The sequence below is a fragment of the Streptomyces sp. NPDC006655 genome (genome assembly GCF_040703965.1).
Lineage (GTDB): Bacteria > Actinomycetota > Actinomycetes > Streptomycetales > Streptomycetaceae > Streptomyces.
This window is the reverse complement of the sequence record NZ_JBEYJU010000033.1, coordinates 35614-60205: the sequence shown is the minus strand read 5'-3', so window position 1 is coordinate 60205 and position 24592 is coordinate 35614. Positions and strand designations below refer to the sequence as shown.

Genomic DNA, 24592 nt, shown 5'->3' with positions numbered 1-24592 from the left:
GGCTGGGGGAGGAACTGCGCGAGCAACCCCCACGGACCCGCAGCCGCTGTCGCACACCAGGCACCCACCCCCATGGGCCTGCCAGACTGATCCGTAAAGCCGCCCTCGAAGAAGGACCCCCCATGACCCGCGTGATCGCCGGCCAGGCAGGCGGACGGCGCCTCTCCGTGCCGCCCGGCACCGGCACCCGCCCCACCTCCGACCGCGCACGCGAAGGCCTCTTCTCCACCTGGCAGTCCCTCCTCGGCGGCCCCCTGGACGGCGAACGCGTCCTCGACCTCTACGCCGGCTCCGGAGCCGTGGGCCTGGAGGCGCTCTCCCGAGGCGCCGGCCACGCCCTCCTCGTCGAGGCCGACGCGAGAGCCGCCCGCGTCGTACGTGAAAACGTAAAGAATCTCGGCCTCCCCGGCGCCGAGGTCAGGGCGGGCAAAGCCGAGCAGATCATCCAGAACCCGGCGCCGGCGCAGCCGTACGACATCGTCTTCCTCGACCCCCCGTACGCCGTCACCGACGACGATCTTCGGGAGATTCTCCTCACACTCCACTCGGAGGGCTGGCTCGCGCCCGACGCCCTCGTCACCGTGGAGCGCAGCACCAGAGGCGGCACATTCGGCTGGCCGGACGGCTTCGAGGCTCTCCGGTCCCGTCGCTACGGCGAGGGAACGTTTTGGTACGGTCGCGCCGCCTCTACGTGCGAAGACGCACGATGACCGGACCGGAGAGCGAGGGATCACTAGTGCGCCGCGCCGTCTGTCCCGGGTCGTTCGACCCGATCACCAACGGACACCTCGACATCATTGCCCGTGCGTCCCGCCTCTACGACGAGGTCTACGTCGCGGTGATGATCAACAAGTCCAAGAAGGGCCTGTTCGGGGTCGACGAGCGGATCGACCTGATCCGCACGGTCACCGCCGACTACGGAAACGTCCGGGTCGAGGCCTTCCACGGCCTCCTCGTCGACTTCTGCAAGCAGCGCGAGATCCCCGCCATCGTCAAGGGCCTGCGCGCGGTCAGCGACTTCGACTACGAACTCCAGATGGCCCAGATGAACAACGGCCTGTCGGGCGTCGAGACCCTGTTCGTGCCCACCAATCCCACGTACAGCTTCCTCTCCTCCTCGCTGGTCAAGGAGGTCGCCCAGTGGGGCGGCGACGTCTCGCACCTGGTCCCGCCGGCCGTTCTCGAAGCCCTCAACAAACGTCTCGACAGGGACTGATGGGGCTACAGTCGTCCCGTCCGTCTCCAACCCGGCTGTAGAGAGTGGCGAGCACAGGTGGACGTGCAGAAGAAGCTCGACGAGATCGTGGCCGCGGTCTCGGGTGCCCGGTCCATGCCCATGTCGGCGTCGTGCGTGGTCAACCGCGCCGAACTGCTCGCGATGCTGGAAGAGCTGCGCCAGGCGCTGCCCGGCTCCCTCGCGCAGGCCCAGGAGCTGATCGGCGACCGTGACCAGATGGTCGAGCAGGCCCGGATCGAGGCCGAACGGATCATCGAGACCGCGCACGCCGAGCGCGGTTCGCTGATCTCCGACACCGAGGTGGCCCGCCGCTCCCAGGCCGAGGCCGACCGGATCCTCGCCGAGGCCCGCCAGGAGGCCGAGGAGGTCCGCGCCGACGCCGACGACTACGTCGACTCCAAGCTCGCCAACTTCGAGGTCGTCCTCACCAAGACCCTCGGCTCGGTCGGCCGCGGCCGGGAGAAGCTGCTCGGCACCGGACCCGGCCTCGACGAGCAGGGCTACGAGGACGAGGACGCCCCCGAGCGCAGTCACGACCCCGAGACCCTGCGCCGGGACGCCGACGCCTACGTCGACAGCAAGCTGGGCGCCTTCGAGGCGGTCCTCGCCAAGACCCTGGAGGCGGTCGGCAAGGGCCGCGCCAAACTGCACGGCCGGATCGCCACCGACGCCCTGGGCGCACTGGCCGACGACAACACGACCTTCCAGCACTCCAGCGACGCGGACTACCTCGCCGACCTGGCGGCCCTCGCCGACCAGGACGCGCAGGCGGCGAAGGCGGCCCAGGCCGAGCAGAACGGCGCCGTCCCGCAGCAGCCGTCGTACGACCGGCAGCCGGTGGCGCAGGACCCGTACGGCTACCCGCAGCAGCAGCAGCAGCCCGCCTACGCCCAGCAGGACGCGTACGGCTACCAGCAGGACCCCTACGGCTACCAGCAGGCCGACCCCTACGCCGCCGCCTACCAGGGCTACGACACCGGCCAGCAGCCCGTCTACGATCCCCAGCAGCAGCAGCAGCAGCAGCCGGCCGACCAGCACCAGGCGCACCAGTCGTACGCCCTCGACGAGACCAGTCTCTTCGACACCGGCATGATCACGCCGGAGCAGCTGCGGGCCTACGAGCAGGGGCGGGGACTGTAGGAGACGGCCGGATTGGGCCGACAGCGAAAGGTCCAGTATCCTGGCTCTTCGGTCGCGTCTACGTCCGCGATCAACGCTGCCCGGAGGCTTCTCCGGACGGCCTCCCCCGCACTCGAAGATCGAAAGCAGGAATGGCTCCTCACGCGCGCCTCGACCACCGCAACCCGTTCGTGTTCGACACACACGAGCTGGGACGGCGTCCCGGTGCGCTGCTGCGCCTGACCCGCACGGTCGACGCTCCCGAGGACTTCGGGATCAAGGGGGTCATCGGAGTGCCGCAGGGCGCCCCGGTGGAGCTCGAACTCCGGCTCGAGTCGGTCATGGAAGGTGTGCTCGTCACAGGCACCGCCCGTGCACAGGCCGAGGGGGAGTGCGTAAGGTGTCTGGAGCCGGTCGAGCAGGAGCTCGAAGCGGACTTCCAGGAACTGTTCTCGTACCCTGACGCCGACGACCGGGGCCGCGTGATCGCGGAACCGGGCGACGACGCCGAGGACGACGAGGACAGGTTCTTCATCGAGGACGGCCTGTTCGACCTCGAACCCGTGCTGCGTGATGCGGTGGTGCTCGCACTGCCGATGCAGCCGGTGTGCCAGGACGACTGTCTGGGCCTGTGCTCCGAGTGCGGAGCCCGGCTCACGGACGACCCGGACCACCACCACGACGCCGTCGACATCCGTTGGGCGGCTTTGCAGGGACTCGCCGGTTCCATGAAGGACGGCGAGAAGGACGAGATGAGCGGCGCTGACGCGGAAGCGGGCGTCGACGAGAAGCAGGAGAAGTAGCCGTGGCTGTTCCGAAGCGGAAGATGTCGCGCAGCAACACGCGCCACCGCCGGTCGCAGTGGAAGGCTGCGGTCCCCACCCTGGTTGCGTGCGAGCGCTGCCACGAGCCCAAGCAGCAGCACATCGCGTGCCCGTCGTGCGGCACCTACAACAAGCGCCAGGTCCTCGAAGTCTGAGCGGCCAGGTGAGAGGCACTGTGTCCAGTCCCAAGAAGGGCGATGAGCCCAAGGCGGACCCGTCCGCCAAGAAGAAGGCGGACAGCACGGCCTCGTCCCACACGCTTCTGGAAGGGCGGCTCGGCTACAAGCTCGAGTCCGCCCTTCTGGTGCGTGCGCTGACCCACCGTTCCTACGCGTACGAGAACGGCGGCCTGCCGACGAACGAGCGGCTGGAGTTCCTCGGTGACTCCGTCCTCGGTCTCGTCGTGACGGACACGCTGTACAACACCCACCCCGACCTGCCCGAGGGCCAGCTGGCCAAGCTCCGGGCCGCGGTGGTGAACTCGCGTGCGCTCGCGGAGGTGGGCCGCGGTCTCGACCTGGGCTCCTTCATCCGGCTCGGCCGCGGTGAAGAGGGCACGGGCGGCCGGGACAAGGCGTCCATCCTCGCCGACACCCTGGAAGCGGTGATCGGCGCGGTCTATCTCGACCAGGGCCTCGACTCGGCGTCCGAGCTGGTGCACCGGCTCTTCGACCCGCTGATCGAGAAGTCCTCGAACCTCGGAGCCGGCCTGGACTGGAAGACCAGTCTCCAGGAGCTCACCGCGACGGAGGGGCTCGGCGTGCCCGAGTACCTGGTCACGGAGACCGGCCCCGACCACGAGAAGACCTTCACTGCTGCCGCCCGCGTCGGAGGCGTCTCGTACGGCACCGGCACCGGCCGCAGCAAGAAGGAGGCGGAGCAGCAGGCCGCCGAGTCCGCCTGGCGCGCGATTCGCGCCGCGGCGGACGAGCGCGCCAAGGCCGCGGCGGCCGAGCAGGCCGCCAGGGCCGAGGCCGAGGAGGACGACGGTCAGTCGTCCGCCGCCTCCGCCTGACGAACAGCACGGTCCGAGCGCCCGCCCCGGCACCAGAGGGGGCGGGCGCTCGGAGTCTTCCACGGTCCTGCAACGGGAGCCCCGATGCCCGAACTGCCCGAGGTCGAGGTCGTACGGCGCGGCCTGGAACGGTGGGTCGCCCACCGGGTCGTAGCCGAGGCCGAGGTCCTGCACCCGCGTGCCGTACGACGGCACCTGGCCGGTGCCGACGACTTCACGCACCGGCTGAAGGGGCACCGCGTCGGCACCCCGAGCCGGCGCGGCAAGTACCTGTGGCTGCCGCTGGAGGACACCAACCAGTCGGTCCTCGCCCACCTCGGCATGAGCGGCCAGCTACTGGTGCAGCAGCACGAGGCACCGGACGAGAAACACCTCAGGATCCGCGTCAGGTTCGCCGACGGCCTGGGTACCGAACTCCGCTTCGTCGACCAACGCACCTTCGGCGGGCTGTCGTTGCACGACAACACCCTCGACGGGCTGCCCGACGTCATCGCGCACATCGCCCGCGACCCCCTCGACCCGCTGTTCGACGACGAGGCCTTCCATCAGGCGCTGCGCCGGAAGCGGTCCACCATCAAAAGGGCCCTGCTGGACCAGTCGTTGATCAGCGGGGTCGGCAACATCTACGCGGACGAGGCCCTTTGGCGTGCCCGTCTGCACTACGAACGCCCGACCGCCGGCTTCATCCGCCCCCGCACCGCCGAACTCCTCGGCCATGTCCGGGACGTGATGAACGCGGCCCTCGCGGTCGGCGGCACCAGCTTCGACAGTCTCTACGTCAACGTGAACGGCGAATCGGGGTACTTCGACCGCTCGCTGGACGCCTACGGCAGGGAGGGGCTGCCCTGCCGGCGGTGCGGCACGCCGATGCGCAGGCGGCCCTGGATGAACCGGTCCAGCTACTTCTGCCCGACGTGTCAGCGGGCGCCGCGCCTCTCGTCGTAACGCTCGCGGGCGGCCAGTACCTCGTCCATCCGGCTCTCCACGAAGTGCACGACGGACAGCAGGCGTTCGGCGACCTCGCGGCCGAGCGGGGTGAGTTCGTAGTCGACGCGCGGCGGGTTGGTCGGCTGGGCCTCGCGGTGCACCAGGCCGTCGCGCTCCAGGGCCTGGAGCGTCTGGGAGAGCATCTTCTCGCTGACCCCGTCGACCCGGCGGCGCAGTTCGTTGAACCGGAACGACCCCTCGTGCAGGGCGCTGAGCGTGAGTCCGCCCCAGCGACCCATGACGTGTTCGAGGGTGGTGCGCGAGGGACAGGCCCTGGCGAAGGCGTCGTACGGAGGTGCCGGCTCCTCGGCGCTGTCCTGGGTGATGGTCATGGACCAAGCGTACGGGAGCACAGCGCTAACCGACAGGGCGCGCTAACCGATGGTTAGCGCGCCCTGTCGGTCAGTACCCGAAGTCCTGCGTCCACCACGGGCCGCCCGCACCGAAGTGCACACCGACGCCGAGGGTCTTGAAGTCGCAGTTCAGGATGTTGGCCCGGTGGCCCTCGCTGTTCATCCAGGCGTCCATGACGTCCTGGGCGGTGGCCTGGCCGCGGGCTATGTTCTCGCCGCCGAGGTTGGATATGCCGGCCGCCGCCGCCCGGTCCCACGGCGTCCTGCCGTTCGGGTCGGTGTGGTCGAAGAAGTTCCGGGCGGCCATGTCCGCGCTGAAGGACTCGGCCAGGCCGGTCAGCGACGAGTTCGCGGACAGCGGGCTGCAGCCGACCTTGGTCCGCTCCTCGTTCACCAGCTTCAGCACCTCGGCCTCGGCGGCGGCCGCCTCGGAGACGGTGATCGGTGCGGCGGTCTTCGCCGGCGCCCTGGTCGCCGTCCTGGACGGCGTGGCTGTCGGCTTCCGCGTGGACGGCGTGGCGCTGGGCGTCGCCGTGCGGGTCGCCGTCCTCGTCGGCGTGGGCGACGCGGAGGCGGACTTCGAGGGGGATGCCGACGGCGACGGCGACGCCGACGAGGACGCCGGCGAGGACGCGGTGGGCGAGGCGGCGCGCCGGCTGTCCCGGCCGGTCGAGGAGCCGGTGCCGTGGCCCTCCGCGCTGCCGGAGGTGCCGCCCTGCTCGGTGGCCGTGTTGCTGGGCGCGCCGTCCGCCTGCACCCGGTCGCCGCCGGTGGTGCTGCTGGTGCCGCCGAGCTTGTAGTTCTCCAGGCCGGGCACCACACCGGTGGCCACCGCGACGGTGCCGATGGCGACGGCGGCCGAGACCCCGAGCAGGCCGGTGGCCACCGGCCGTCCGCCCCGCTTCCTGCGCCGGTGCCCGCTGCCCGCGGGGGAGCCCCCGGTCGGCGCGAACTCCTCGACGGAGAAGACGGCGGTGTCCGTGGAGCGGGCGTAGTCGTCGTCCGTCGCGTACAGGTAGTTCGAGCTGCGCCGGTTCGTCTGGGCGTAGTCGTCCTGGTGCAGGTAGGCCGCGGTGCCCGTGCCGAAGCGCAGCCCCGCGTACGAGTCCTGCGGGTCGTTACCGCCCGGGTACGGGCCCTTGTTCTCGGTGATCCCCGTGGCGCGGCCCGTGGCGGCGCGGCCGGCGGCGGAGCGTCGGTGGCGTCCCATGTCCTTGCCTTCTTCCCTCGTCCTCGCGGTCGGGGTCGACCAGGGGCCGATGTGGCCGAAGACTCCTTCTGGTCAACCAGACTCACTCGATCGAGTGAGTTTCATATGAGATTCATTGGAGGGGGACGGTACCTCATGGCGCTCCGGGAGGAAGTGTCCCGAGCGACATCGGCCGGTTAGGTTGCACCCATGAGCGAGGATGTACGACTGGTCGCCTGGGTCCGTGGACGCGTGCAGGGCGTGGGTTTCCGCTGGTTCACGCGGGCCAAGGCACTGGAGATCGGCGGGCTGAGTGGTTTTGCTCTCAATTTGGGCGACGGCCGCGTGCAGGTGGTCGCCGAGGGCCCCCGGGCGGGGTGCGAAGGCCTGCTCGGCTGGCTCCGGGGCGATGACACGCCCGGGCGGGTCGACGGTGTCACCGAGATCTGGGACACACCCCGCGGCGGCTACGACGGCTTCGCCATCCGCTGACCGCTCGCACCGAAACGCCGCAGGGGAAGCGGAGCGAACCGCCACCGGCTGGTGCCCCGGGCGGGAATGGCCTGGTGGTTGCCAAGAACCGCGCGTCGTGGGAGGCTCCGCTCAGACAGCTGATCGCCACGCCCTGAGGGCCCCGCAGGAGTCGCAGCGCCGCCCGTCAGGGCCGCGTGCCCCCGGTCCGCCCGCCAATACAGGGCGTGATCGTGTTGACCGTCAAACTTTTTGGTGAGACGCTGAAAGCCCCGCGCACCTTAGCTGTTTGGCATGGCGCAACAGTCGAGCAACCCTCGTATGTGTCAAGCACCGCGGGTGCGATCCCTCACGACCCACACCGCTTCGGTCGGTCACTCAGTGTGGAGGACCATCCATCATGGCAAAGGCGCTTCTCGGTTACGTCGGCGGCTCCGACCCGCGACTCCTCGCCGAGATGCGACGGCTCCAGCAGCGTGTCCAGGACCTCGAATCCGAACTCGGACGGATCCAGGCCGAGAACGACGCGCTGACGGCTGCCGCTTCTCACGACAGGATCATGGAGAGCATCGACGCACACCAGGCGGAGCCTGCGCTCACCTGACCGCTGCAACGCTCCACAACAGCACACGCGGCGATCGGGCAGCCCTTTCAACCGCTCTCATTGTCAAGATTTGCAAGGGACGCCCCCGGCGTCCCTTCTTTCTTGCCGCCCCCCTTGCCGCCCCCGCCTTCCAGCCCCGCGCATCCTTTCACTGTCTTTAACGTCTGGTGTGCCCTGCGTGTTCACACGTGAAACCGCGGGGTTGCGAGGCTTCGTGGAGTGGGGTAGCGGCGCCGGGTAGAGTCCAGCGGCGTGCACCTCAAGGCCCTGACCCTCCGCGGGTTCAAGTCGTTCGCCTCGGCGACCACGCTCCGGTTCGAGCCGGGCATCACGTGCGTCGTCGGTCCGAACGGCTCGGGCAAGTCCAACGTCGTCGACGCGCTCACCTGGGTGATGGGCGAGCACAGCGCCAAGTCGCTGCGCGGCGGCAAGATGGAGGACGTCATCTTCGCCGGCACCACCGGGCGCCCGCCGCTGGGCCGCGCCGAGGTGTCCCTGACCATCGACAACTCCGACGGCGCCCTGCCCATCGAGTACGCCGAGGTCACCATCACGCGGATCATGTTCCGCAACGGCGGCAGCGAATACCAGATCAACGGCGACACCTGCCGCCTCCTCGACATCCAGGAACTCCTCTCCGACTCCGGCATCGGCCGCGAGATGCACGTCATCGTCGGCCAGGGCCAGCTCGACTCCGTCCTGCACGCCGACCCGATGGGCCGCCGCGCCTTCATCGAGGAGGCGGCCGGCGTCCTCAAGCACCGCAAGCGCAAGGAGAAGGCGCTGCGGAAACTGGACGCGATGCAGGCCAACCTCGCCCGTGTCCAGGACCTGACCGACGAGCTCCGCCGCCAGCTGAAGCCGCTGGGCCGGCAGGCGGCGGTGGCCCGACGGGCCGCCGTCATCCAGGCCGACCTCCGGGACGCCCGGCTCCGCCTGCTCGCCGACGATCTCGTCCGACTCCGCAACGCGCTCCAGGCCGAGATCGCCGACGAGGCCGCCCTCAAGGAACGCAAGGAGACGGCCGAGCAGGAGCTGCGGAAGGCCCTCCAGCGCGAGACGCTCCTGGAGGACGAGGTACGCCGGCTCAGCCCGCGCCTCCAGCAGGCCCAGCAGACCTGGTACGAACTCTCCCAGCTCGCCGAACGCGTCCGCGGCACGATCTCGCTCGCCGACGCGCGGGTGAAGAGCGCCACCTCCGCGCCTCCCGAGGAACAGCGCGGCCGCGACCCCGAGGACCTGGAGCGCGAGGCCCACCGCGTCCGCGAGCAGGAGGCCGAACTGGAGGCCGCCCTGGAAGCGGCCCAGCACGCCCTGGACGACACGGTCGCGCACCGCGCCGAGCTGGAGCGCGAGCTGGCCGTCGAGGAACGGCGGCTCAAGGACGTGGCCCGTGCCATCGCCGACCGCCGGGAGAACCTGGCCCGGCTGAAGGGCCAGGCGGGCGCGGCCCGTTCCCGCGCCGCGTCGGCCCAGGCCGAGATCGACCGCCTGGCCGCCGCCCGCGACGAGGCCCAGGAGCGGGCGGTCACGGCACAGGAGGAGTACGAGGCACTCAAGGCCGAGGTCGACGGCCTCGACGCCGGCGACCACGAACTGGCCGAGCGGCACGAGACGGCGAGACACCGGCTCGCCGAGGCCGAGGCGGCCCTGACGGCGGCCCGCGAGGCGACCACCGCGGCGGAACGACGGCGCGCCGCGACCCAGGCCCGCCACGAGGCACTGGCACTGGGCCTGCGACGCAAGGACGGCACGGGCATACTGCTGGGCGCCAAGGACCGCCTCACCGGTGTGCTGGGTCCCGCGGCGGAACTGCTCACGGTGACCCCCGGCCACGAAGTCGCCCTGGCGGCGGCCTTCGGCGCCGCTGCGGACGCCATCGCCGTGACGACCCCGGCCGCGGCGGCCGACGCGATCCGCTTGCTGCGCAAGCAGGACGGAGGACGGGCGGCCCTGCTGCTGGCGGGAGATTCCGTGCCCCAAAGGGGCGCGGGGAACTGCGCGACCAGCCCCCAGGCACCCGCACCCGACGTACGACCCCTCCCTGACCCCCCCACCGGCGCCTTGGCCGCCACCCTCGTCCGCGGCCCCGCCGACCTCATGCCCGCCGTACGCCGACTGCTCAGGAACATCGTCGTCGTCGACACCCTCGAAGACGCCGAGGACCTCGTCTACCGCCGCCCCGATCTCACCGCCGTCACCGCCGAGGGCGACCTCCTCGGCGCCCACTTCGCGCACGGCGGCTCCGCGGGCGCCCCCAGCCTCCTCGAAGTACAGGCCTCCGTCGACGAGGCCGCGGCCGAACTGGCAGAGCTCGCCGTCCGCTGCGCCGAACTCTCCGAGGCACAGCAGGTGGCGCACGACCGCCGCAGGGAGTGCGCCGCGCTCGTCGAGGACCTGGCCGAGCGGCGCCGCGCCGCCGACCGGGAGAAGTCGGCCGTGGCCCAGCAGCTCGGACGGCTCGCCGGACAGGCGCGCGGCGCGGCCGGCGAGGCCGAGCGGTCCACGGCCGCCGCCGCCCGTGCCCAGGAGTCCCTCGACAGGGCCCTCGAAGAGGCCGAGGTACTGGCCGAGCGGCTGGCCGTCGCCGAGGAGACGCCGGTGGCGGAGGAGCCGGACACCTCGGCGCGGGACCGGCTCGCCGCCGATGGCGCCAACGCCCGGCAGACCGAGATGGAGGCCCGCCTCCAGGTCCGTACCCACGAGGAACGGGTCAAGGGCCTGGCCGGACGCGCCGACTCCCTGGACCGCGCGGCCCGCGCGGAACGCGAGGCACGCGCGCGCGCCGAACAGCGCCGGGCCCGGCTGCGCCACGAGGCCGCGGTCGCGGAAGCCGTCGCCACCGGCGCCCGCCGGCTGCTCGCGCACGTCGAGGTCTCGGTCGGCCGCGCGGAGCGGGAGCGGGCCGTCGCCGAGGCCGCGAAGGCGCAGCGGGAGCAGGAACTGGCCGCCGCCCGCGGCACCGGCCGCGACCTCAAGGCGGAACTCGACAAACTCACGGATTCAGTTCACCGGGGCGAGGTACTAGGAGCAGAGAAGCGGCTGCGCATCGAGCAGCTGGAGACCAGGGCGCTGGAGGAACTCGGTGTGGAACCGGCGGGGCTCGTCGCGGAGTACGGTCCGCACCTGCTCGTGCCGCCCTCGCCCCCCGCCGAGGGCGAGGTGCTGCCGGAGGACCCCGAGCACCCGCGCAACCAGCCGAAGCCCTTCCACCGGGCGGAACAGGAGCGCCGGCTCAAGGCGGCCGAACGTGCCTACCAGCAGCTCGGCAAGGTGAACCCGCTCGCCCTCGAGGAGTTCGCCGCCCTTGAGGAACGGCACAAGTTCCTCAGCGAGCAGCTGGAGGACCTGAAGAAGACCCGCGCCGACCTGCTTCAGGTCGTGAAGGAGGTCGACGAGCGGGTCGAGCAGGTCTTCACGGAGGCGTTCCGGGACACCGCCAGGGAGTTCGAGGGCGTCTTCAGCCGTCTCTTCCCGGGCGGCGAGGGCCGGCTCGTGCTGACCGACCCCGACAACATGCTCACCACGGGCGTGGACGTCGAGGCCCGCCCGCCGGGCAAGAAGGTCAAGCGGCTGTCCCTGCTGTCGGGTGGTGAGCGCTCGCTGACCGCCGTGGCGATGCTGGTGTCGATCTTCAAGGCGCGCCCCAGCCCGTTCTATGTCATGGACGAGGTCGAGGCGGCCCTGGACGACACCAACCTCCAGCGGCTGATCCGCATCATGCAGGAGCTCCAGGAGTCCTCCCAGCTGATCGTGATCACGCACCAGAAGCGCACGATGGAGGTGGCCGACGCGCTGTACGGCGTCTCCATGCAGGGTGACGGTGTGTCGAAGGTCATCAGCCAGCGGCTGCGCTGACCTGCGTCGGCCGAGGGTCCCTTCACGTTCCCTTCAAGAACTGAACGTATTCCCCGAATCTTCCTTCGACAACGTCACACCCACTGCCCTATTGACTTCGATACTTGAAGGCATAGTCTCTGCAACGTTGCTTTTACCTTCAGGTGTGAGTGACGTGGACGTGTGCGCCACTTGACCTGAGAGGGCTCGCCCCCACTCCGGCAGCGTTGCCGGTGGCCCGAGGAGTTTCTTGTGACCAGCACTGCGCAGGCACCCCAGTCAAGAGCCGGTACGGCTCACCCCGATCATCTCGGGCATGTCATCTTCATCGCGGCGGCGGCCGCGATGGGCGGGTTCCTCTTCGGCTACGACAGTTCCGTCATCAACGGCGCCGTCGAGGCGATCCGGAGCCGTTACGACATCGGGTCCGCGGCCCTCGCCCAGGTCATCGCCATCGCCCTGATCGGCTGTGCCATCGGCGCCGCGACCGCCGGCCGGATAGCCGACCGCATCGGCCGCATCCGGTGCATGCAGATCGCGGCCGTGCTGTTCACGATCAGCGCCGTCGGTTCGGCGCTGCCGTTCGCCCTGTGGGACCTCGCCTTCTGGCGGATCGTCGGCGGTTTCGCCATCGGCATGGCCTCCGTCATCGGCCCCGCCTACATCGCCGAGGTCGCCCCGCCCGCCTACCGCGGCCGGCTCGGTTCCTTCCAGCAGGCCGCGATCGTCGTCGGCATCGCCATCTCGCAGCTGGTCAACTGGGGTCTGCTCAACGCCGCAGGCGGCGACCAGCGCGGCAAGCTGATGGGTCTCGAGGCCTGGCAGGTCATGCTCGGCGTCATGGTGATCCCGGCCGTCCTCTACGGCCTGCTCTCCTTCGCGATCCCCGAGTCCCCGCGCTTCCTGCTCTCCGTCGGCAAGCGGGAGCGCGCCCGCGCGATCCTCGAAGAGGTCGAGGGCAAGAACGCGGACCTGGACGCGCGCGTCGCCGAGATCGAGCACGCGATGAAGAGCGAGCACAAGTCCTCGTTCAAGGACCTGCTCGGCGGCTCGTTCTTCTTCAAGCCGATCGTCTGGGTCGGCATCGGCCTCTCGGTCTTCCAGCAGTTCGTCGGCATCAACGTCGCGTTCTACTACTCCTCCACCCTGTGGCAGTCGGTGGGCGTCGACCCGACGGACTCGTTCTTCTACTCCTTCACGACGTCGATCATCAACATCATCGGCACCGTGATCGCGATGATCTTCGTGGACCGCATCGGCCGCAAGCCGCTGGCGCTCATCGGCTCCGTCGGCATGGTGATCGGCCTCGGCCTCGAGGCCTGGGCGTTCTCCCACCACCTGGTCGACGGCAAGCTGCCGGCCACGCAGGGCTGGATCGCCCTGATCGCCGCGCACGTCTTCGTCCTCTTCTTCGCCCTGTCCTGGGGTGTGGTGGTCTGGGTCTTCCTCGGCGAGATGTTCCCGAACCGGATCCGCGCCGCCGCGCTGGGCGTGGCCGCCTCCGCGCAGTGGATCGCCAACTGGGCCATCACCGCGAGCTTCCCGTCGCTGGCCGACTGGAACCTCTCCGCGACCTACGTGATCTACACGGTCTTCGCGGCCCTCTCCATCCCGTTCGTCCTCAAGTTCGTCAAGGAGACGAAGGGCAAGTCCCTGGAGGAGATGGGCTGACCGCCCCCGACTCGGGGAGAAGGGCCAAGTCCCCGCTGCCCCTCTCCTCGTATCCCCCGTCGCCCCCGCCCGGTCACTGCCCGGGCGGGGGCGACGGCCGTTCCCGGCCCCCCTTGTGGGCCGCGGCTCACTTTCCGTCCGCCGTGACGGCGATCGGCCACGACGGCGGTGTCCGGCGGTGTCCGGCGGTGCCCGGCCTGCCCGCGCCCACCGCTCCCGGCCCGCCCGTGCCCACCGCTCCCGGCGCGGCCGTGCCCCTACGCGGACAGCGCCGGAAGCACCGTCTCCGTGAACAACCGCAGGCTTCGCCAGCCCTCTTCCAGCGGCATCCCGCCCGCCAGCGGATGCAGCACCAGGTTGTCCAGGCCCGCCGCCACGCACTGCTCCGGAGTGAGGATGCGGTAGACCCCCTCCGCGCGGAGTTCCGCCACCGTCCTCGCCGCCGAGCGCACCGCCGAGCGGATGTCCCCGGACTGCCAGGACGCGTAGGTCCGGGCCTCGTGCAGGAAGTGCTCCCCGTAGCGCGCCCACGCCCGGTCCGGGTCCTCGGCGATGTGCAGGAGCGGTGTCTCGGCCGTCGGCATCATCGTCCAGCCCTCGGTGCCGTACTCGGTGAGCTTCTCCTTGTAGTACGCCTCCAGCTCCGGCAGGTGCGCGCTCGGGAAGAAGGGCAGGCCGAGACGGGCCGCGCGGCGGGCGGCGGCCTGGGAGGAGCCGCCGACCAGCAGGAGGGGGTGCGGGTCGGTGAAGGGGCGCGGGGTGACCCGTACCGTACGGCCCCGGTACTCGAACTCCTCGCCGGTCCACGCCCGCAGCACCGTCTCCAGCACCTCGTCCTGGATCCGCCCCCGGCGCTTCCAGTCCACGCCGAACAGGGCGTACTCCTCGGGCCGGTAGCCGATGCCGGCCACCGTCACCAGCCGCCCGCCGCTGAGCAGGTCGAGCACCGCGATGTCCTCCGCCAGCCGCAACGGGTCGTGCAGCGGGCCGATCACCGCCGACACGGTCACCGCGAGGGAGCGCGTCGCCCCGAACACCGCGCCCGCGAACGCGAACGGTGACGGCAGCCAGTTGTTGTCGACCCCGTGGTGTTCCTCGGTCTGCACCGTGGTGACGCCGTGTTCGTCGGCGTACGCGGCCATCTCCACGGCCGCCCGGTAACGGGCTCCCAGCGACGCGGAGTCGGCCCCGGGCTCGACGAGGTTGAAGCGGACGACCGAGACGGGCATGGGAGTTCCCCTTCACCTTGGCCGGGCTGGTGGTGCGGGGACAGTAGCTGACGAGGCGTCAGACAGCCAGAGGCGCGGGCTCCCCGGCCGTCGCCGGCACCACCGCCGGCTTCGGCAGCAGCGCGTACGACAGACCCGAGACGACGATCGTCGCGACCCATCCGAGGCCGTACCGCCCGACCGGGTCGTCCGAGGCGAGCGGGCCGGTGAACCAGTCGCAGGAGGTGAACAGGAGGCCGGTCGCCAGGCCCAGCGCCCAGGCCGTCACGGCGGCGGGGGAGAAGCCGGCCCGGTACCAGTAGGCGCTGCTCGGCGTGGTGTCGAGCAGCGCGGTCGCGTCGTACTCCCGGCGGCGCAGCATGTCCACGCCGAACACGCCGACCCAGGCCGAGAAGGCGACGGCCAGCAGCGACAGGAAGGCGACGAACGAGCCCATGAAGGAGGTCGCCGCCAGCATCAGGACGCCGCCGAGGACCAGCGAGATCACCGCGTTCACGCAGACCGCCCAGTGCCGGGGCAGGCGGAAGCCTAGGGTCTGCGCGGTGAAGCCCGCCGAGTACATCGACATGGCGTTGATCAGCAGCATTCCCACCAGGGCGATGAGGAGGTAGGGCACCGCGAGCCAGAGCGGGAGGACCGCGCCCAGGAAGGAGACCGGGTCGGTCGCCGTGGCGAGGTCCGGTGTGGACGACGCCATCACCGCCCCCATCAGGACCATCGGGAGGACGACGATCCCGGCGCCGCCGACCGTGTTGCGCACGATCGCCGCCGAGGACGCCGTACCCGGCAGGTACCGGGTGAAGTCCGGTGCGGCCGGCGCCCAGCTCATCCCGCCCGCCGCGATCAGCCCGACCCCGGTGACCATCGCCGCCGTCGGCCCGGCGCCCCGCCCGAACACCCCGGCCCAGTCCGTCCGCACGACCAGGTGGCCGAGGACCAGCAGGGAGAAGGCGCCGAACAGCCAGGTCGCCCAGCGGTTGCAGCGCTGCACCGCCCTGATGCCCATGCCCGAGATCGCGAACGTGGTCAGGACGAACAGGAGCAGGGTGACGACGACCAGGGGAGTGTTGCTCCTGATCCCGAAGAGGATGTCCAGGACGGTCAGCAGCGCGTAGGCGCCGGTCACCGCGTTGATCGTCTCCCAGCCCCAGCGTGCCACCCAGATCAGCGCGCCGGGCAGCAGGTTGCCCCGCTGGCCGAAGACCGCCCGGGACAGCGCCATGCCCGGTGCGCCGCCGCGTCTGCCGGCGACGCCGATCACCCCGACCAGGCCGTACGCGACGGCCGGTGCGGCGGTGCCGACCACCAGGGCCTGCCAGAAGTTCAGCCCGAACGACACCGCGAGGCCCGCGCCCATGGTCAGCAGCAGCACGCTGATGTTGGCGGCGATCCAGGTGGGCAGCAGTCCGCGGGGTGTCGCGGTGCGCTCGGAGTCGGGGACCGGTTCGAGACCGCGGGTCTCGAGGCCGTGGTGCTCCAGCGACTCTTCGAGATGTTCGAGGGCGCCATCGTGGTGGGCGGTGGTGCTCATGGTCAGCCATCGTACGTTAGTCCGACGAATACTCCTAAAAGGTGCATCCTGCTTCGGAGAATCGTCCAGGACTTCCTCGCGGGGGAACAAAGTCCGCCACGGGGGAGGGATGGATACTGGACGGGTTATGGAAACCGTCATCCTTGCTGTAGTCATCGCCGTGGTCGTGCTCGGTGCGCTCGGCGGGCTCGTCGTCGGCAGCCGGCGCAAGAAGTCGCTGCCCCCGCCGCCCCCCGCCGCCCCCGACATCACCGCGCCCCCGGCCGAGCCGCACGTCGGCGACGAGGCCGAGACGCCGCGCGACGAACCGCGCCGGACGATAGAGGAGGTCGACCTTCCCGACGGCTCGGCTCCCGTCGTCGTCGAGGAGCCCCCGGCTCCCGAGATCGAGATCCCCGAGCCCACCGCCGGCCGCCTGGTCCGCCTCCGCGCCCGGCTCTCCCGCTCCCAGAACGCCCTCGGCAAGGGGCTGCTCACGCTGCTGTCGCGCGAGCACCTCGACGACGAGACCTGGGAGGAGATCGAGGACACCCTGCTCACCGCCGACGTCGGCGTGCAGCCCACCACCGAACTGGTCGAGCGGCTGCGCGAGCGCGTCAAGGTGCTCGGCACCCGCACCCCCGACGAACTGCGCGGGCTGCTCCGCGAGGAGCTGCTCAAGCTGGTCGGCACCGACGTCGACCGCACGGTGAAGACGGAGCCCGCCGACCGCAAGCCCGGCATCGTGATGGTCGTCGGCGTCAACGGCACCGGCAAGACCACCACCACCGGCAAGCTCGCCCGTGTGCTCGTCGCCGACGGCCGTACCGTGGTCCTCGGCGCCGCCGACACCTTCCGGGCCGCCGCCGCCGACCAGCTCCAGACCTGGGGCGAGCGGGTCGGCGCCCACACCGTGCGCGGCCCCGAGGCCGGCGACCCCGCCTCCGTCGCCTTCGACGCGGTGAAGGAGGGCAAGGAGATGGGCGTCGACGTGGTGCTCATCGACACCGCCGGGCGGCTGCACACCAAGACCGGCCTGATGGACGAGCTGGGCAAGGTCAAGCGGGTCGTCGAGAAGCACGCCCCGCTGGACGAGGTGCTGCTCGTCCTCGACGCCACCACCGGGCAGAACGGCCTGGTCCAGGCCCGGGTGTTCGCCGAGGTGGTGGACATCAGCGGCATCGTGCTCACCAAGCTGGACGGCACCGCCAAGGGCGGCATCGTGATCGCGGTCCAGCGCGAACTGGGTGTCCCGGTCAAGCTCATCGGCCTCGGCGAGGGCGCGGACGACCTGGCGCCGTTCGAGCCGGAGGCGTTCGTTGACGCCCTTATCGGGGAGTAGCGGCCGGGTAAATTTACCCACAGGTGTCAGAAGCGCCCGTTCCCGAGAGACAGTCGGGAGCGGGCGCTTCGCTGTGTGCGGCGCCCTACGCCCGCGACCGGTGCGCCACGTAGGCCAGCGTCCCGAGCAGCAGCCGTGCGGCGGGCGGCCGCGTCGCCGAGTCCAGGGCCGGCGGCCGCAGCCAGCGCACCGGGCCCAGGCCGCCCCGGTCCGAGGGCGGCGCGGTGATGTACGCACCGGGGCCGAGGCCGCGCAGGTCGAGTGAGCCCGGGTCGTCCCAGCCCATGCGGTAGAGCAGCTCGGGAAGCTCGGCGGCGGCGCCGGGGGCGACGAGGAAGTGGGCGCGGCCCTCCGGGGTGGCGGTGACCGGCCCGAGCGGCAGGCCCATGCGCTCCAGGCGGACCAGGGCGCGGCGCCCGGCGGCCTCGGCGACCTCGATGACGTCGAACGCGCGACCGACCGGCAGCAGCACCGCAGCGCCCGGGACCTCGGCCCAAGCCTTGGTGACCTCGTCGAGCGTGGCGCCCGCGGGCACCTCGGGCGCGAAGTCCAGCGGATGGGCACCCGGCGCGGGGCAGTCCGCGTGCCCGCAGGAGCACGCGCCGCCCGCGGCCCGGGCTCCCGGCACCACGTCCCAGCCCCACAGTCCGGTGAACTCGGCGACGGCGGTGCAGTCCGATGAACGGCCGCGTCGGCGTGTGCCGGAGCGGATCTCGCGAATGCCGCCGATCGTGAAGCCCATGCCCCCTCCAACGGGTCCGGCGCGCCGGTGGTTACGACACGGAACGGGATGAGAACGGAACGTGACGCTACGGTTCCGCCTCCCCCTTCGCCCGCACGGTCAAGGCAGCGCCCCGAAGCACCCCGGGTGGTGCGTCCGGAGACACGCGCCCCCGAACGCATCGTTCCGCCAACTCCTGGCCGTCCTATGTCAAGTGAATCGCGCCAGGGGCATCGTGAGTTCATTCGAAGGGGTGGCGAATGGTGGCGTTTCCGGGATCGCCGTGGCTGGACCAGTGATCGTAGGATTACTTTGAGTGCACGAGGCCTGGGGGCACATGCTCTCGTGGGTATGCCGGAGGCAACTCGGGACCCCGTTCGAAGGGTGAGAACCGCCGACGGGCGGCCGTATTTACCGGCATTCTGATAGGGCTTGGCGCATCCGGCATCAAGTGGTCTCAGGGATGGGGGCGTTCCAGTGGGCGGCAACGGCGGAAGCGGGGCGACCGCGACCAGCACGGACAAGCGCCCCAATGAGCTGCTCAACTCGTGGTTCGTGCGCAGTGGCTGGTCGAAGGGCGAGCTGGCGCGGCAAGTGAACCGCAGGGCACGTCAGTTGGGGGCCAACCACATCTCGACGGACACGTCCAGGGTGCGCCGCTGGCTCGACGGGGAGAACCCGCGCGAGCCGATCCCCAGGATCCTCTCCGAGCTGTTCTCCGAGCGGTTCGGCTGTGTCGTCCCGGTCGAGGACCTCGGTCTGCGGGCCGCCCGCCAGTCACCCTCGGCGACCGGCGTCGACCTGCCCTGGACGGGCCCGCAGACGGTGGCCCTGCTCAGCGAGTTCTCGCGCAGCGACCTGATGCTGGCGCGGCGCGGCTTCCTCGGAACCTCGCTGGTCCTGTCGGCGGGCCCGTCCCTCATCGAGCCCATGCAGCGCTGGCTGGTCCCCGCGCCGGGCGGCCCGCAGCAGACGGCCGGGGAACCGGCGGTCGAGTCCCGCCGGCCCGGCCGCCTCTCCAAGCCCGAGCTGGAGCTGCTGGAGTCCACCACGGTGATGTTCCGGCAGTGGGACGCCCAGTGCGGCGGCGGACTGCGCCGCAAGGCGGTCGTCGGCCAGCTGCACGAGGTCACCGACCTCCTCCAGGAGCCCCAGTCGGAGCCCACCTCCCGCAAGCTCTTCCAGGTCGCCGCCGAACTCGCCGAGCTGGCCGGCTGGATGTCGTACGACGTCGGGCTCCAGCCCACCGCGCAGAAGTACTTCGTGCTCGCCCTGCACGCGGCCAAGGAGGCCGGTGACAAGCCGCTCGGTTCGTACGTGCTCTCCAGCATGAGCCGCCAGATGATCCACCTCGGCCGGCCCGACGACGCCCTGGAGCTGATCCACCTCGCCCAGTACGGCAGCCGGGACTGCGCCAGCCCGCGCACCCAGGCGATGCTGTATGCGATGGAGGCCCGCGCCTACGCCAACATGGGCCAGCCCGGCAAGTGCAAGCGAGCGGTCCGGATGGCCGAGGACACCTTCGCCGAGGCCGACGAGTGGGACGAACCGGACCCCGACTGGATCCGCTTCTTCTCCGAGGCCGAGCTCTACGGGGAGAACTCCCACTCCTTCCGTGACCTCGCCTACGTCGCGGGCCGCAGCCCCACCTACGCCTCCCTGGCCGAGCCCCTGATGCAGCGGGCGGTGGAGCTGTTCGCCAAGGACGCCGAGCACCAGCGGTCGTACGCACTGAACCTGATCGGCATGGCCACCGTGCACCTGCTGCGGGGCGAGCCCGAGCAGAGCACGGTGCTGGCGGCCGAGGCCCTGGGCATCGCCAAGAAGGTGCGCTCGGAGCGTGTGAACACTCGTATCCGAAAGACGGTCGACTCGGCCGTCCGCGACTACGGCGACCTGGCGGCGGTCGTCGACCTCACGGAGCAGCTCGCCGCCGACCTGCCGGAGACCGCCGAGGCGGTCTGAACCCCGGCGACCCCGGACCCCGGCCGCGGCCGGCCCTCCCGAACTGCCCGACTCGGCTCCCCCATGCCAGGTCATTCGGAAGGCCGCCGCGGCCGGCTCTGTTCCGCCCGGAGACCTCCGCGGGAAGGTTGCGTCACGATAACGATCCCGGAGTCGGACATCTCGTAGTTCATCGACGCGTAACACGCAGGGCGCCTTCGTCACCCCGGCGAAACAACGAGGGGCTTCCACGGAAACCGCGCTGCGCCAATCTCATGGCGCATAACCGGCCCACCCCCCGCTTCACCGGACCGCTCACGCTCCGACCCGCACGGGGCCGTACCAACCGACGAGGAGACGCCGATGGCATCAGCCGCCATCACGCTTGCCGCGGAGGCACCCAAGCTGTCCTCCGCGAACACGGGCTTCATGCTCATCTGTTCCGCCCTGGTGCTGCTCATGACGCCGGGCCTCGCCTTCTTCTACGGCGGCATGGTCCGCGTCAAGAGCACCCTGAACATGCTGATGATGAGCTTCATCAGCATCGGGATCGTCACCATCCTGTGGGTGCTCTACGGCTTCTCCCTGGCCTTCGGCTCCAGCAACGGCTTCATCGGCTACGACTCCCACTGGCTGGGCATGAGCCACGTCGGGCTGACCGAGCTCTGGCCCGGTTACACGATCCCGATCTTCGTCTTCATGGTCTTCCAGATGATGTTCGCGGTCATCACCCCGGCCCTGATAAGCGGCGCCATCGCGGACCGCGTGAAGTTCTCGGCCTGGGCGCTCTTCGTCGCCCTGTGGCTGACGATCGTCTACGTCCCGGTCGCCCACTGGGTGTGGGGCGCCGACGGCTGGGCCTTCAAGCTCGGCGTGATCGACTTCGCCGGTGGTACCGCGGTCCACATCAACGCCGGTGCCGGCGCCCTCGGCGTCATCCTGGTCATCGGCAAGCGCGTCGGCTTCAAGAAGGACCCGATGCGCCCGCACAGCCTCCCGCTGGTCATGCTCGGCGCAGGTCTCCTGTGGTTCGGCTGGTTCGGCTTCAACGCCGGCTCGTGGCTCGGCAACGACGACGGCGTCGGCGCGCTGATGTTCGTCAACACGCAGGTCGCCACCGCCGCCGCCATGCTGGCCTGGCTCGCCTACGAGAAGATCCGGCACGGCGCGTTCACCACCCTCGGCGCCGCCTCCGGCGCGGTCGCCGGCCTGGTCGCGATCACCCCGTCCGGTGGCGCGGTCTCCCCGCTCGGCGCCATCGCCGTCGGTGTCATCGCCGGTGTCGCCTGCGCCGCCGCGGTCAGCCTGAAGTTCAAGTTCGGCTTCGACGACTCCCTCGACGTGGTCGGCGTCCACATGGTCGGCGGCATCATCGGCTCCCTGCTCATCGGCTTCTTCGCCACCGGCAAGGGCCAGTCCACCGCGACCGGTGTCTTCTACGGCGACCACTCCTTCACCCAGCTGTGGAAGCAGTGCGCCGGTGTCGGCGCGGTCCTCGCCTACTCCCTGGTCGCCTCCGCGGTCCTCGCCTTCCTCCTCGACAAGACCATCGGCATGCGGGTCACCGAGGACGAGGAGATCTCCGGCATCGACCAGGCCGAGCACGCCGAGACTGCATACGACTTCAGCGGTGCGGGCGGCGGTGTCGTCGGCTCCGTGACCGCGGCCCTGGCCGGCACGAGCAAGAAGGTGGACGCATGAAGCTCATCACCGCCGTCGTGAAGCCCCACCGGCTCGACGAGATCAAGGAGGCCCTGCAGGCCTTCGGCGTCCACGGCCTCACGGTCACCGAGGCCAGCGGATACGGTCGGCAGCGCGGCCACACCGAGGTCTACCGTGGTGCCGAGTACACGGTCGACCTGGTGCCCAAGATCCGTATCGAGGTACTGGCCGAGGACGACGACGCCGAGCAGTTGATCGACGTCATCGTCAAGGCCGCCCGCACCGGCAAGATCGGCGACGGCAAGGTCTGGTCGCTGCCGGTCGAGACCGCCGTACGGGTCCGCACGGGCGAGCGCGGCCCGGACGCGCTGTAGAACAGAACCACCATCTGCATACAGGCAGGAGTCGCCGGGTGACGGGTACGGATGTGCGGAACGACGCAGAGGACACGGGACCCAGCGGCTACGCGGCGGCCCGGCTGCGCCTCCTCACCGAGGGGGCGCGGTCCGGGCCGCCGCGCCGTGCCGCCCTCGCCGAGCTGACCGACGAATGGCTGAGCGGACTGTTCGCGGCGGCCACCGAGGGCATCAGGGGCGGCGTCTGCCTGGTCGCCGTCGGCGGCTACGGCCGCGGTGAGCTCTCCCCGCGCAGCGACCTGGACCTCCTGCTGCTGCACGACGGCGGCGACCCCGGTGCGGTGGCCGCGGTCGCCGACCGGCTCTGGTACCCCGTCTGGGACCTCGGCCTCGCCCTCGACCACTCGGTGCGCACACCCGCCGAGGCCCGCAAGACCGCCGGCGAGGACCTCAAGGTCCAGCTCGGCCTCCTCGACGCCCGGCACATCGCCGGCGACCGCGGCCTCACCTCGGGACTGCGCACCGCCATCCTCGCCGACTGGCGCAACCAGGCACCCAAACGCCTCCTGGAACTCCAGGAGCTGTGCGCGGAGCGCGCCGAACGCCAGGGCGAACTCCAGTACCTGCTGGAACCGGACCTGAAGGAGGCCCGCGGCGGCCTCCGCGACGCCACCGCCCTGCGCGCCGTCGCCGCCTCCTGGGTGGCCGACGCCCCGCGCGCGGGCCTCGCCGACGCCCGCAGGCGCCTTCTCGACGTCCGTGACGCCCTGCACCTGGCGACAGGGCGCGCGACCGACCGGCTCGCCCTCCAGGAGCAGGACCAGGTCGCCGCCGAACTGGACCTCCTCGACGCCGACACCCTGCTCCGCCAGGTCTACGAGTCCGCGCGCGTCATCTCGTACGCCAGCGACGTCACCTGGCGTGAAGTGGGGCGCGTGCTGCGCTCGCGCGCCGTGCGGCCGCGGCTGCGCGCCATGCTCGGCGGCGGCAAGGCCGTCCCCGAGCGCTCCCCGCTCGCCGAAGGGGTGGTGGAACAGGACGGCGAGGTGGTGCTCGCCCGCGCCGCACGCCCCGAACGCGACCCCGTGCTCCCGCTGCGCGCCGCGGCCGCCGCGGCCCAGGCCGGCCTCCCGCTCTCCCTGCACGCCGTCCGCCGCATGGCCGAGACCGTCCGCCCGCTGCCCACCCCCTGGCCCGCCGAGGCCCGCGAACTGCTGGTCACACTCCTCGGCTCCGGCCGGCCGACGGTCGACGTCTGGGAGGCACTGGAGGCCGAGGGCCTGATCACCGGCCTGCTCCCCGACTGGGAGCGGGTGCGCTGCCGCCCGCAGCGCAACGCCGTGCACATCTGGACCGTCGACCGGCACCTCATCGAGACCGCCGTGCGCGCCTCCGAGTTCACCCGCCGCGTGCACCGCCCCGACCTGCTCCTGGTCGCCGCCCTGCTGCACGACATCGGCAAGGGCTGGCCCGGCGACCACTCCGTGGCCGGCGAGATCATCGCCAAGGACGTGGCGGCCAGGATCGGCTTCGACCGCGCGGACGTGGCCGTGCTGGCCACCCTCGTACGCCACCACCTGCTGCTCGTCGAGACCGCCACCCGCCGCGACCTGGAGGACCCGGCCACCCTCCGGCTGGTCGCCGAGGCCGTCGGCAGCCAGGGCACCCTGGAACTGCTGCACGCCCTCACCGAGGCGGACGCCCTGGCCACCGGCCCGGCCGCCTGGTCCTCCTGGCGCGGCTCCCTCGTCGCCGACCTGGTCAAGCGGGTCTCCGCGGTCCTCGCCGGGGACACCGCCGACGAACCCGAGCCGGCCGCGCCCACGGCCGAGCAGGAGCGGCTCGCCATCGAGGCGTTCCGCACCGGCGGTCCGGTGCTGGCCCTGCGCGCCCAGACCGAGCCGGCGGCCACCGACGACGAGCCGACCGGCGACCCGGAACCGCTCGGCGTGGAGCTGCTCATCGCCGTGCCCGACCAGCCCGGCGTCCTGCCCGCCGTCTCCGGGGTGCTGGCAGTGCACCGCCTCACGGTCCGCACGGCCGAACTGCGTACCCTGCGGCTCCCGGCCGACGTCGACGACGGCGACGGCACGGTGCTGCTCCTCGACTGGCGGGTGGCGGCCGAGTACGGCTCGCTGCCGCAGGCCGCCCGGCTGCGGGCCGACCTGGTACGGGCGCTGGACGGCTCGCTCGACATCGCGGGACGCCTCGCCGAGCGGGACGCGGCCTACCCGAGGCGCCGCGGCCGGACGGCGCCGCCGCCGCGCGTGACGGTGGCCTCGGCGGCCTCCCGGCACGCGACGGTCTTCGAGGTGCGCGCCCAGGACGCACCCGGGCTGCTGTTCCGGATCGGGCACGCGCTGGAGAAGGCGGGTGTGCGGATGCGCAGCGCCCACGTCTCCACGCTGGGCTCGAACGCCGTGGACGCCTTCTACGTGACCTCGGCCGCCGGGACCCCGCTGTCGGGCGAGGAGGCGGCCTCGGTGGCCCGGGCGCTGGAGGAGACCCTGCGGGCCTGACC

21 protein-coding genes are annotated in these 24592 nt (G+C 71.3%); 16 read left to right on the top strand and 5 right to left on the bottom strand.

Annotated features, from left to right (window positions below):
- Positions 1-122 precede the first annotated feature (122 nt).
- The 7 genes from rsmD to mutM all read left to right on the top strand — a co-directional run bounded on the left by rsmD (position 123) and on the right by mutM (position 5140).
- Positions 123-710, top strand: a complete 588-nt coding sequence (rsmD, locus tag AB0958_RS20765) for a 16S rRNA (guanine(966)-N(2))-methyltransferase RsmD (RefSeq protein ID WP_366891913.1) — start codon at positions 123-125, stop codon at positions 708-710.
- A gap of 26 nt (positions 711-736) precedes the next feature.
- Positions 737-1216, top strand: a complete 480-nt coding sequence (gene coaD, locus AB0958_RS20760) for a pantetheine-phosphate adenylyltransferase (RefSeq protein ID WP_358975320.1) — start codon at positions 737-739, stop codon at positions 1214-1216.
- Between the two features lie 57 nt (positions 1217-1273).
- On the top strand, positions 1274-2377 hold the full coding sequence (locus tag AB0958_RS20755; protein WP_366891912.1) for a cell division initiation protein: 1104 nt from the start codon (positions 1274-1276) through the stop codon (positions 2375-2377).
- Positions 2378-2508: 131 nt separating this feature from the next.
- Positions 2509-3159 (top strand): YceD family protein, encoded by a 651-nt coding sequence (locus tag AB0958_RS20750; RefSeq protein ID WP_360561671.1) that lies wholly within the window; start codon positions 2509-2511, stop codon positions 3157-3159.
- A 2-nt stretch (positions 3160-3161) separates the two neighbouring features.
- Entirely contained in the window at positions 3162-3335 is a 174-nt protein-coding gene (gene rpmF, locus AB0958_RS20745; protein WP_003951102.1) for a 50S ribosomal protein L32, read from the top strand.
- An 8-nt stretch (positions 3336-3343) separates the two neighbouring features.
- Positions 3344-4195 carry a ribonuclease III gene (gene rnc, locus AB0958_RS20740; RefSeq protein WP_366891911.1) on the top strand — a complete coding sequence of 284 codons (852 nt, stop codon included), beginning with the start codon at positions 3344-3346 and terminating at the stop codon, positions 4193-4195.
- A gap of 84 nt (positions 4196-4279) precedes the next feature.
- Positions 4280-5140, top strand: coding sequence for a bifunctional DNA-formamidopyrimidine glycosylase/DNA-(apurinic or apyrimidinic site) lyase (mutM, locus tag AB0958_RS20735; RefSeq protein WP_366891910.1), 861 nt, complete (start codon positions 4280-4282; stop codon positions 5138-5140).
- On the opposite strand, the gene AB0958_RS20730 is transcribed toward mutM, so the two are convergent.
- On the bottom strand, positions 5113-5514 hold the full coding sequence (locus AB0958_RS20730; RefSeq protein WP_366891909.1) for a helix-turn-helix domain-containing protein: 402 nt from the start codon (positions 5512-5514) through the stop codon (positions 5113-5115). The genes mutM and AB0958_RS20730 overlap by 28 nt on opposite strands.
- A gap of 70 nt (positions 5515-5584) precedes the next feature.
- On the bottom strand, positions 5585-6745 hold the full coding sequence (locus AB0958_RS20725) for a CAP domain-containing protein (RefSeq protein ID WP_366891908.1): 1161 nt from the start codon (positions 6743-6745) through the stop codon (positions 5585-5587).
- A gap of 189 nt (positions 6746-6934) precedes the next feature.
- On the opposite strand from AB0958_RS20725, the gene AB0958_RS20720 reads away from it, so the two are divergent.
- The 4 genes from AB0958_RS20720 (at position 6935) to AB0958_RS20705 (ending at position 13307) form a co-directional block, all read left to right on the top strand.
- The gene (locus AB0958_RS20720; protein ID WP_132889802.1) at positions 6935-7216 is read left to right on the top strand and encodes an acylphosphatase; all 282 of its coding nucleotides are present in this window, start codon (positions 6935-6937) and stop codon (positions 7214-7216) included.
- Between the two features lie 379 nt (positions 7217-7595).
- Positions 7596-7799, top strand: a complete 204-nt coding sequence (locus AB0958_RS20715; protein ID WP_030048901.1) for a hypothetical protein — start codon at positions 7596-7598, stop codon at positions 7797-7799.
- A 252-nt stretch (positions 7800-8051) separates the two neighbouring features.
- The gene (gene smc, locus AB0958_RS20710) at positions 8052-11657 is read left to right on the top strand and encodes a chromosome segregation protein SMC (protein WP_366891907.1); all 3606 of its coding nucleotides are present in this window, start codon (positions 8052-8054) and stop codon (positions 11655-11657) included.
- Positions 11658-11888: 231 nt separating this feature from the next.
- Entirely contained in the window at positions 11889-13307 is a 1419-nt protein-coding gene (locus AB0958_RS20705; protein ID WP_366891906.1) for a sugar porter family MFS transporter, read from the top strand.
- Between the two features lie 257 nt (positions 13308-13564).
- On the opposite strand, the gene AB0958_RS20700 is transcribed toward AB0958_RS20705, so the two are convergent.
- Positions 13565-14536 carry an LLM class flavin-dependent oxidoreductase gene (locus AB0958_RS20700; protein ID WP_366891905.1) on the bottom strand — a complete coding sequence of 324 codons (972 nt, stop codon included), beginning with the start codon at positions 14534-14536 and terminating at the stop codon, positions 13565-13567.
- A 58-nt stretch (positions 14537-14594) separates the two neighbouring features.
- Positions 14595-16067, bottom strand: a complete 1473-nt coding sequence (locus tag AB0958_RS20695) for a cytosine permease (RefSeq protein WP_366891904.1) — start codon at positions 16065-16067, stop codon at positions 14595-14597.
- Between the two features lie 127 nt (positions 16068-16194).
- On the opposite strand from AB0958_RS20695, the gene ftsY reads away from it, so the two are divergent.
- Positions 16195-17388, top strand: coding sequence for a signal recognition particle-docking protein FtsY (ftsY, locus tag AB0958_RS20690; RefSeq protein ID WP_366891903.1), 1194 nt, complete (start codon positions 16195-16197; stop codon positions 17386-17388).
- A gap of 85 nt (positions 17389-17473) precedes the next feature.
- On the opposite strand, the gene AB0958_RS20685 is transcribed toward ftsY, so the two are convergent.
- Entirely contained in the window at positions 17474-18130 is a 657-nt protein-coding gene (locus AB0958_RS20685; RefSeq protein WP_366891902.1) for a bifunctional DNA primase/polymerase, read from the bottom strand.
- Positions 18131-18586: 456 nt separating this feature from the next.
- Between AB0958_RS20685 and AB0958_RS20680 the strand changes: the two genes are divergently transcribed.
- The 4 genes from AB0958_RS20680 (at position 18587) to AB0958_RS20665 (ending at position 24590) form a co-directional block, all read left to right on the top strand.
- Positions 18587-20074, top strand: coding sequence for a hypothetical protein (locus AB0958_RS20680; RefSeq protein ID WP_366891901.1), 1488 nt, complete (start codon positions 18587-18589; stop codon positions 20072-20074).
- 342 nt (positions 20075-20416) lie between these two features.
- Entirely contained in the window at positions 20417-21754 is a 1338-nt protein-coding gene (locus AB0958_RS20675) for an ammonium transporter (protein ID WP_360530504.1), read from the top strand.
- Positions 21751-22089 (top strand): P-II family nitrogen regulator, encoded by a 339-nt coding sequence (locus AB0958_RS20670; RefSeq protein WP_003997576.1) that lies wholly within the window; start codon positions 21751-21753, stop codon positions 22087-22089. Before AB0958_RS20675 ends, AB0958_RS20670 begins: the two co-directional genes overlap by 4 nt.
- Before the next feature lie 38 nt (positions 22090-22127).
- Positions 22128-24590, top strand: coding sequence for a [protein-PII] uridylyltransferase (locus AB0958_RS20665; protein WP_366891900.1), 2463 nt, complete (start codon positions 22128-22130; stop codon positions 24588-24590).
- Positions 24591-24592 lie beyond the last annotated feature (2 nt).

Excerpts from the sequence above, each read along its gene's own strand:
- rsmD (WP_366891913.1), top strand. The coding sequence starts at position 123 with ATGACCCGCGTGATCGCCGGCCAGGCAGGCGGACGGCGCCTCTCCGTG.
- AB0958_RS20750 (WP_360561671.1), top strand. The coding sequence starts at position 2,509 with ATGGCTCCTCACGCGCGCCTCGACCACCGCAACCCGTTCGTGTTCGAC.
- mutM (WP_366891910.1), top strand. The coding sequence starts at position 4,280 with ATGCCCGAACTGCCCGAGGTCGAGGTCGTACGGCGCGGCCTGGAACGG.
- AB0958_RS20730 (WP_366891909.1), bottom strand. The coding sequence starts at position 5,514 with ATGACCATCACCCAGGACAGCGCCGAGGAGCCGGCACCTCCGTACGAC.
- AB0958_RS20725 (WP_366891908.1), bottom strand. The coding sequence starts at position 6,745 with ATGGGACGCCACCGACGCTCCGCCGCCGGCCGCGCCGCCACGGGCCGC.
- AB0958_RS20720 (WP_132889802.1), top strand. The coding sequence starts at position 6,935 with ATGAGCGAGGATGTACGACTGGTCGCCTGGGTCCGTGGACGCGTGCAG.
- AB0958_RS20715 (WP_030048901.1), top strand. The coding sequence starts at position 7,596 with ATGGCAAAGGCGCTTCTCGGTTACGTCGGCGGCTCCGACCCGCGACTC.
- AB0958_RS20700 (WP_366891905.1), bottom strand. The coding sequence starts at position 14,536 with ATGCCCGTCTCGGTCGTCCGCTTCAACCTCGTCGAGCCCGGGGCCGAC.
- AB0958_RS20695 (WP_366891904.1), bottom strand. The coding sequence starts at position 16,067 with ATGAGCACCACCGCCCACCACGATGGCGCCCTCGAACATCTCGAAGAG.
- ftsY (WP_366891903.1), top strand. The coding sequence starts at position 16,195 with ATGGAAACCGTCATCCTTGCTGTAGTCATCGCCGTGGTCGTGCTCGGT.
- AB0958_RS20685 (WP_366891902.1), bottom strand. The coding sequence starts at position 18,130 with ATGGGCTTCACGATCGGCGGCATTCGCGAGATCCGCTCCGGCACACGC.
- AB0958_RS20675 (WP_360530504.1), top strand. The coding sequence starts at position 20,417 with ATGGCATCAGCCGCCATCACGCTTGCCGCGGAGGCACCCAAGCTGTCC.
- AB0958_RS20670 (WP_003997576.1), top strand. The coding sequence starts at position 21,751 with ATGAAGCTCATCACCGCCGTCGTGAAGCCCCACCGGCTCGACGAGATC.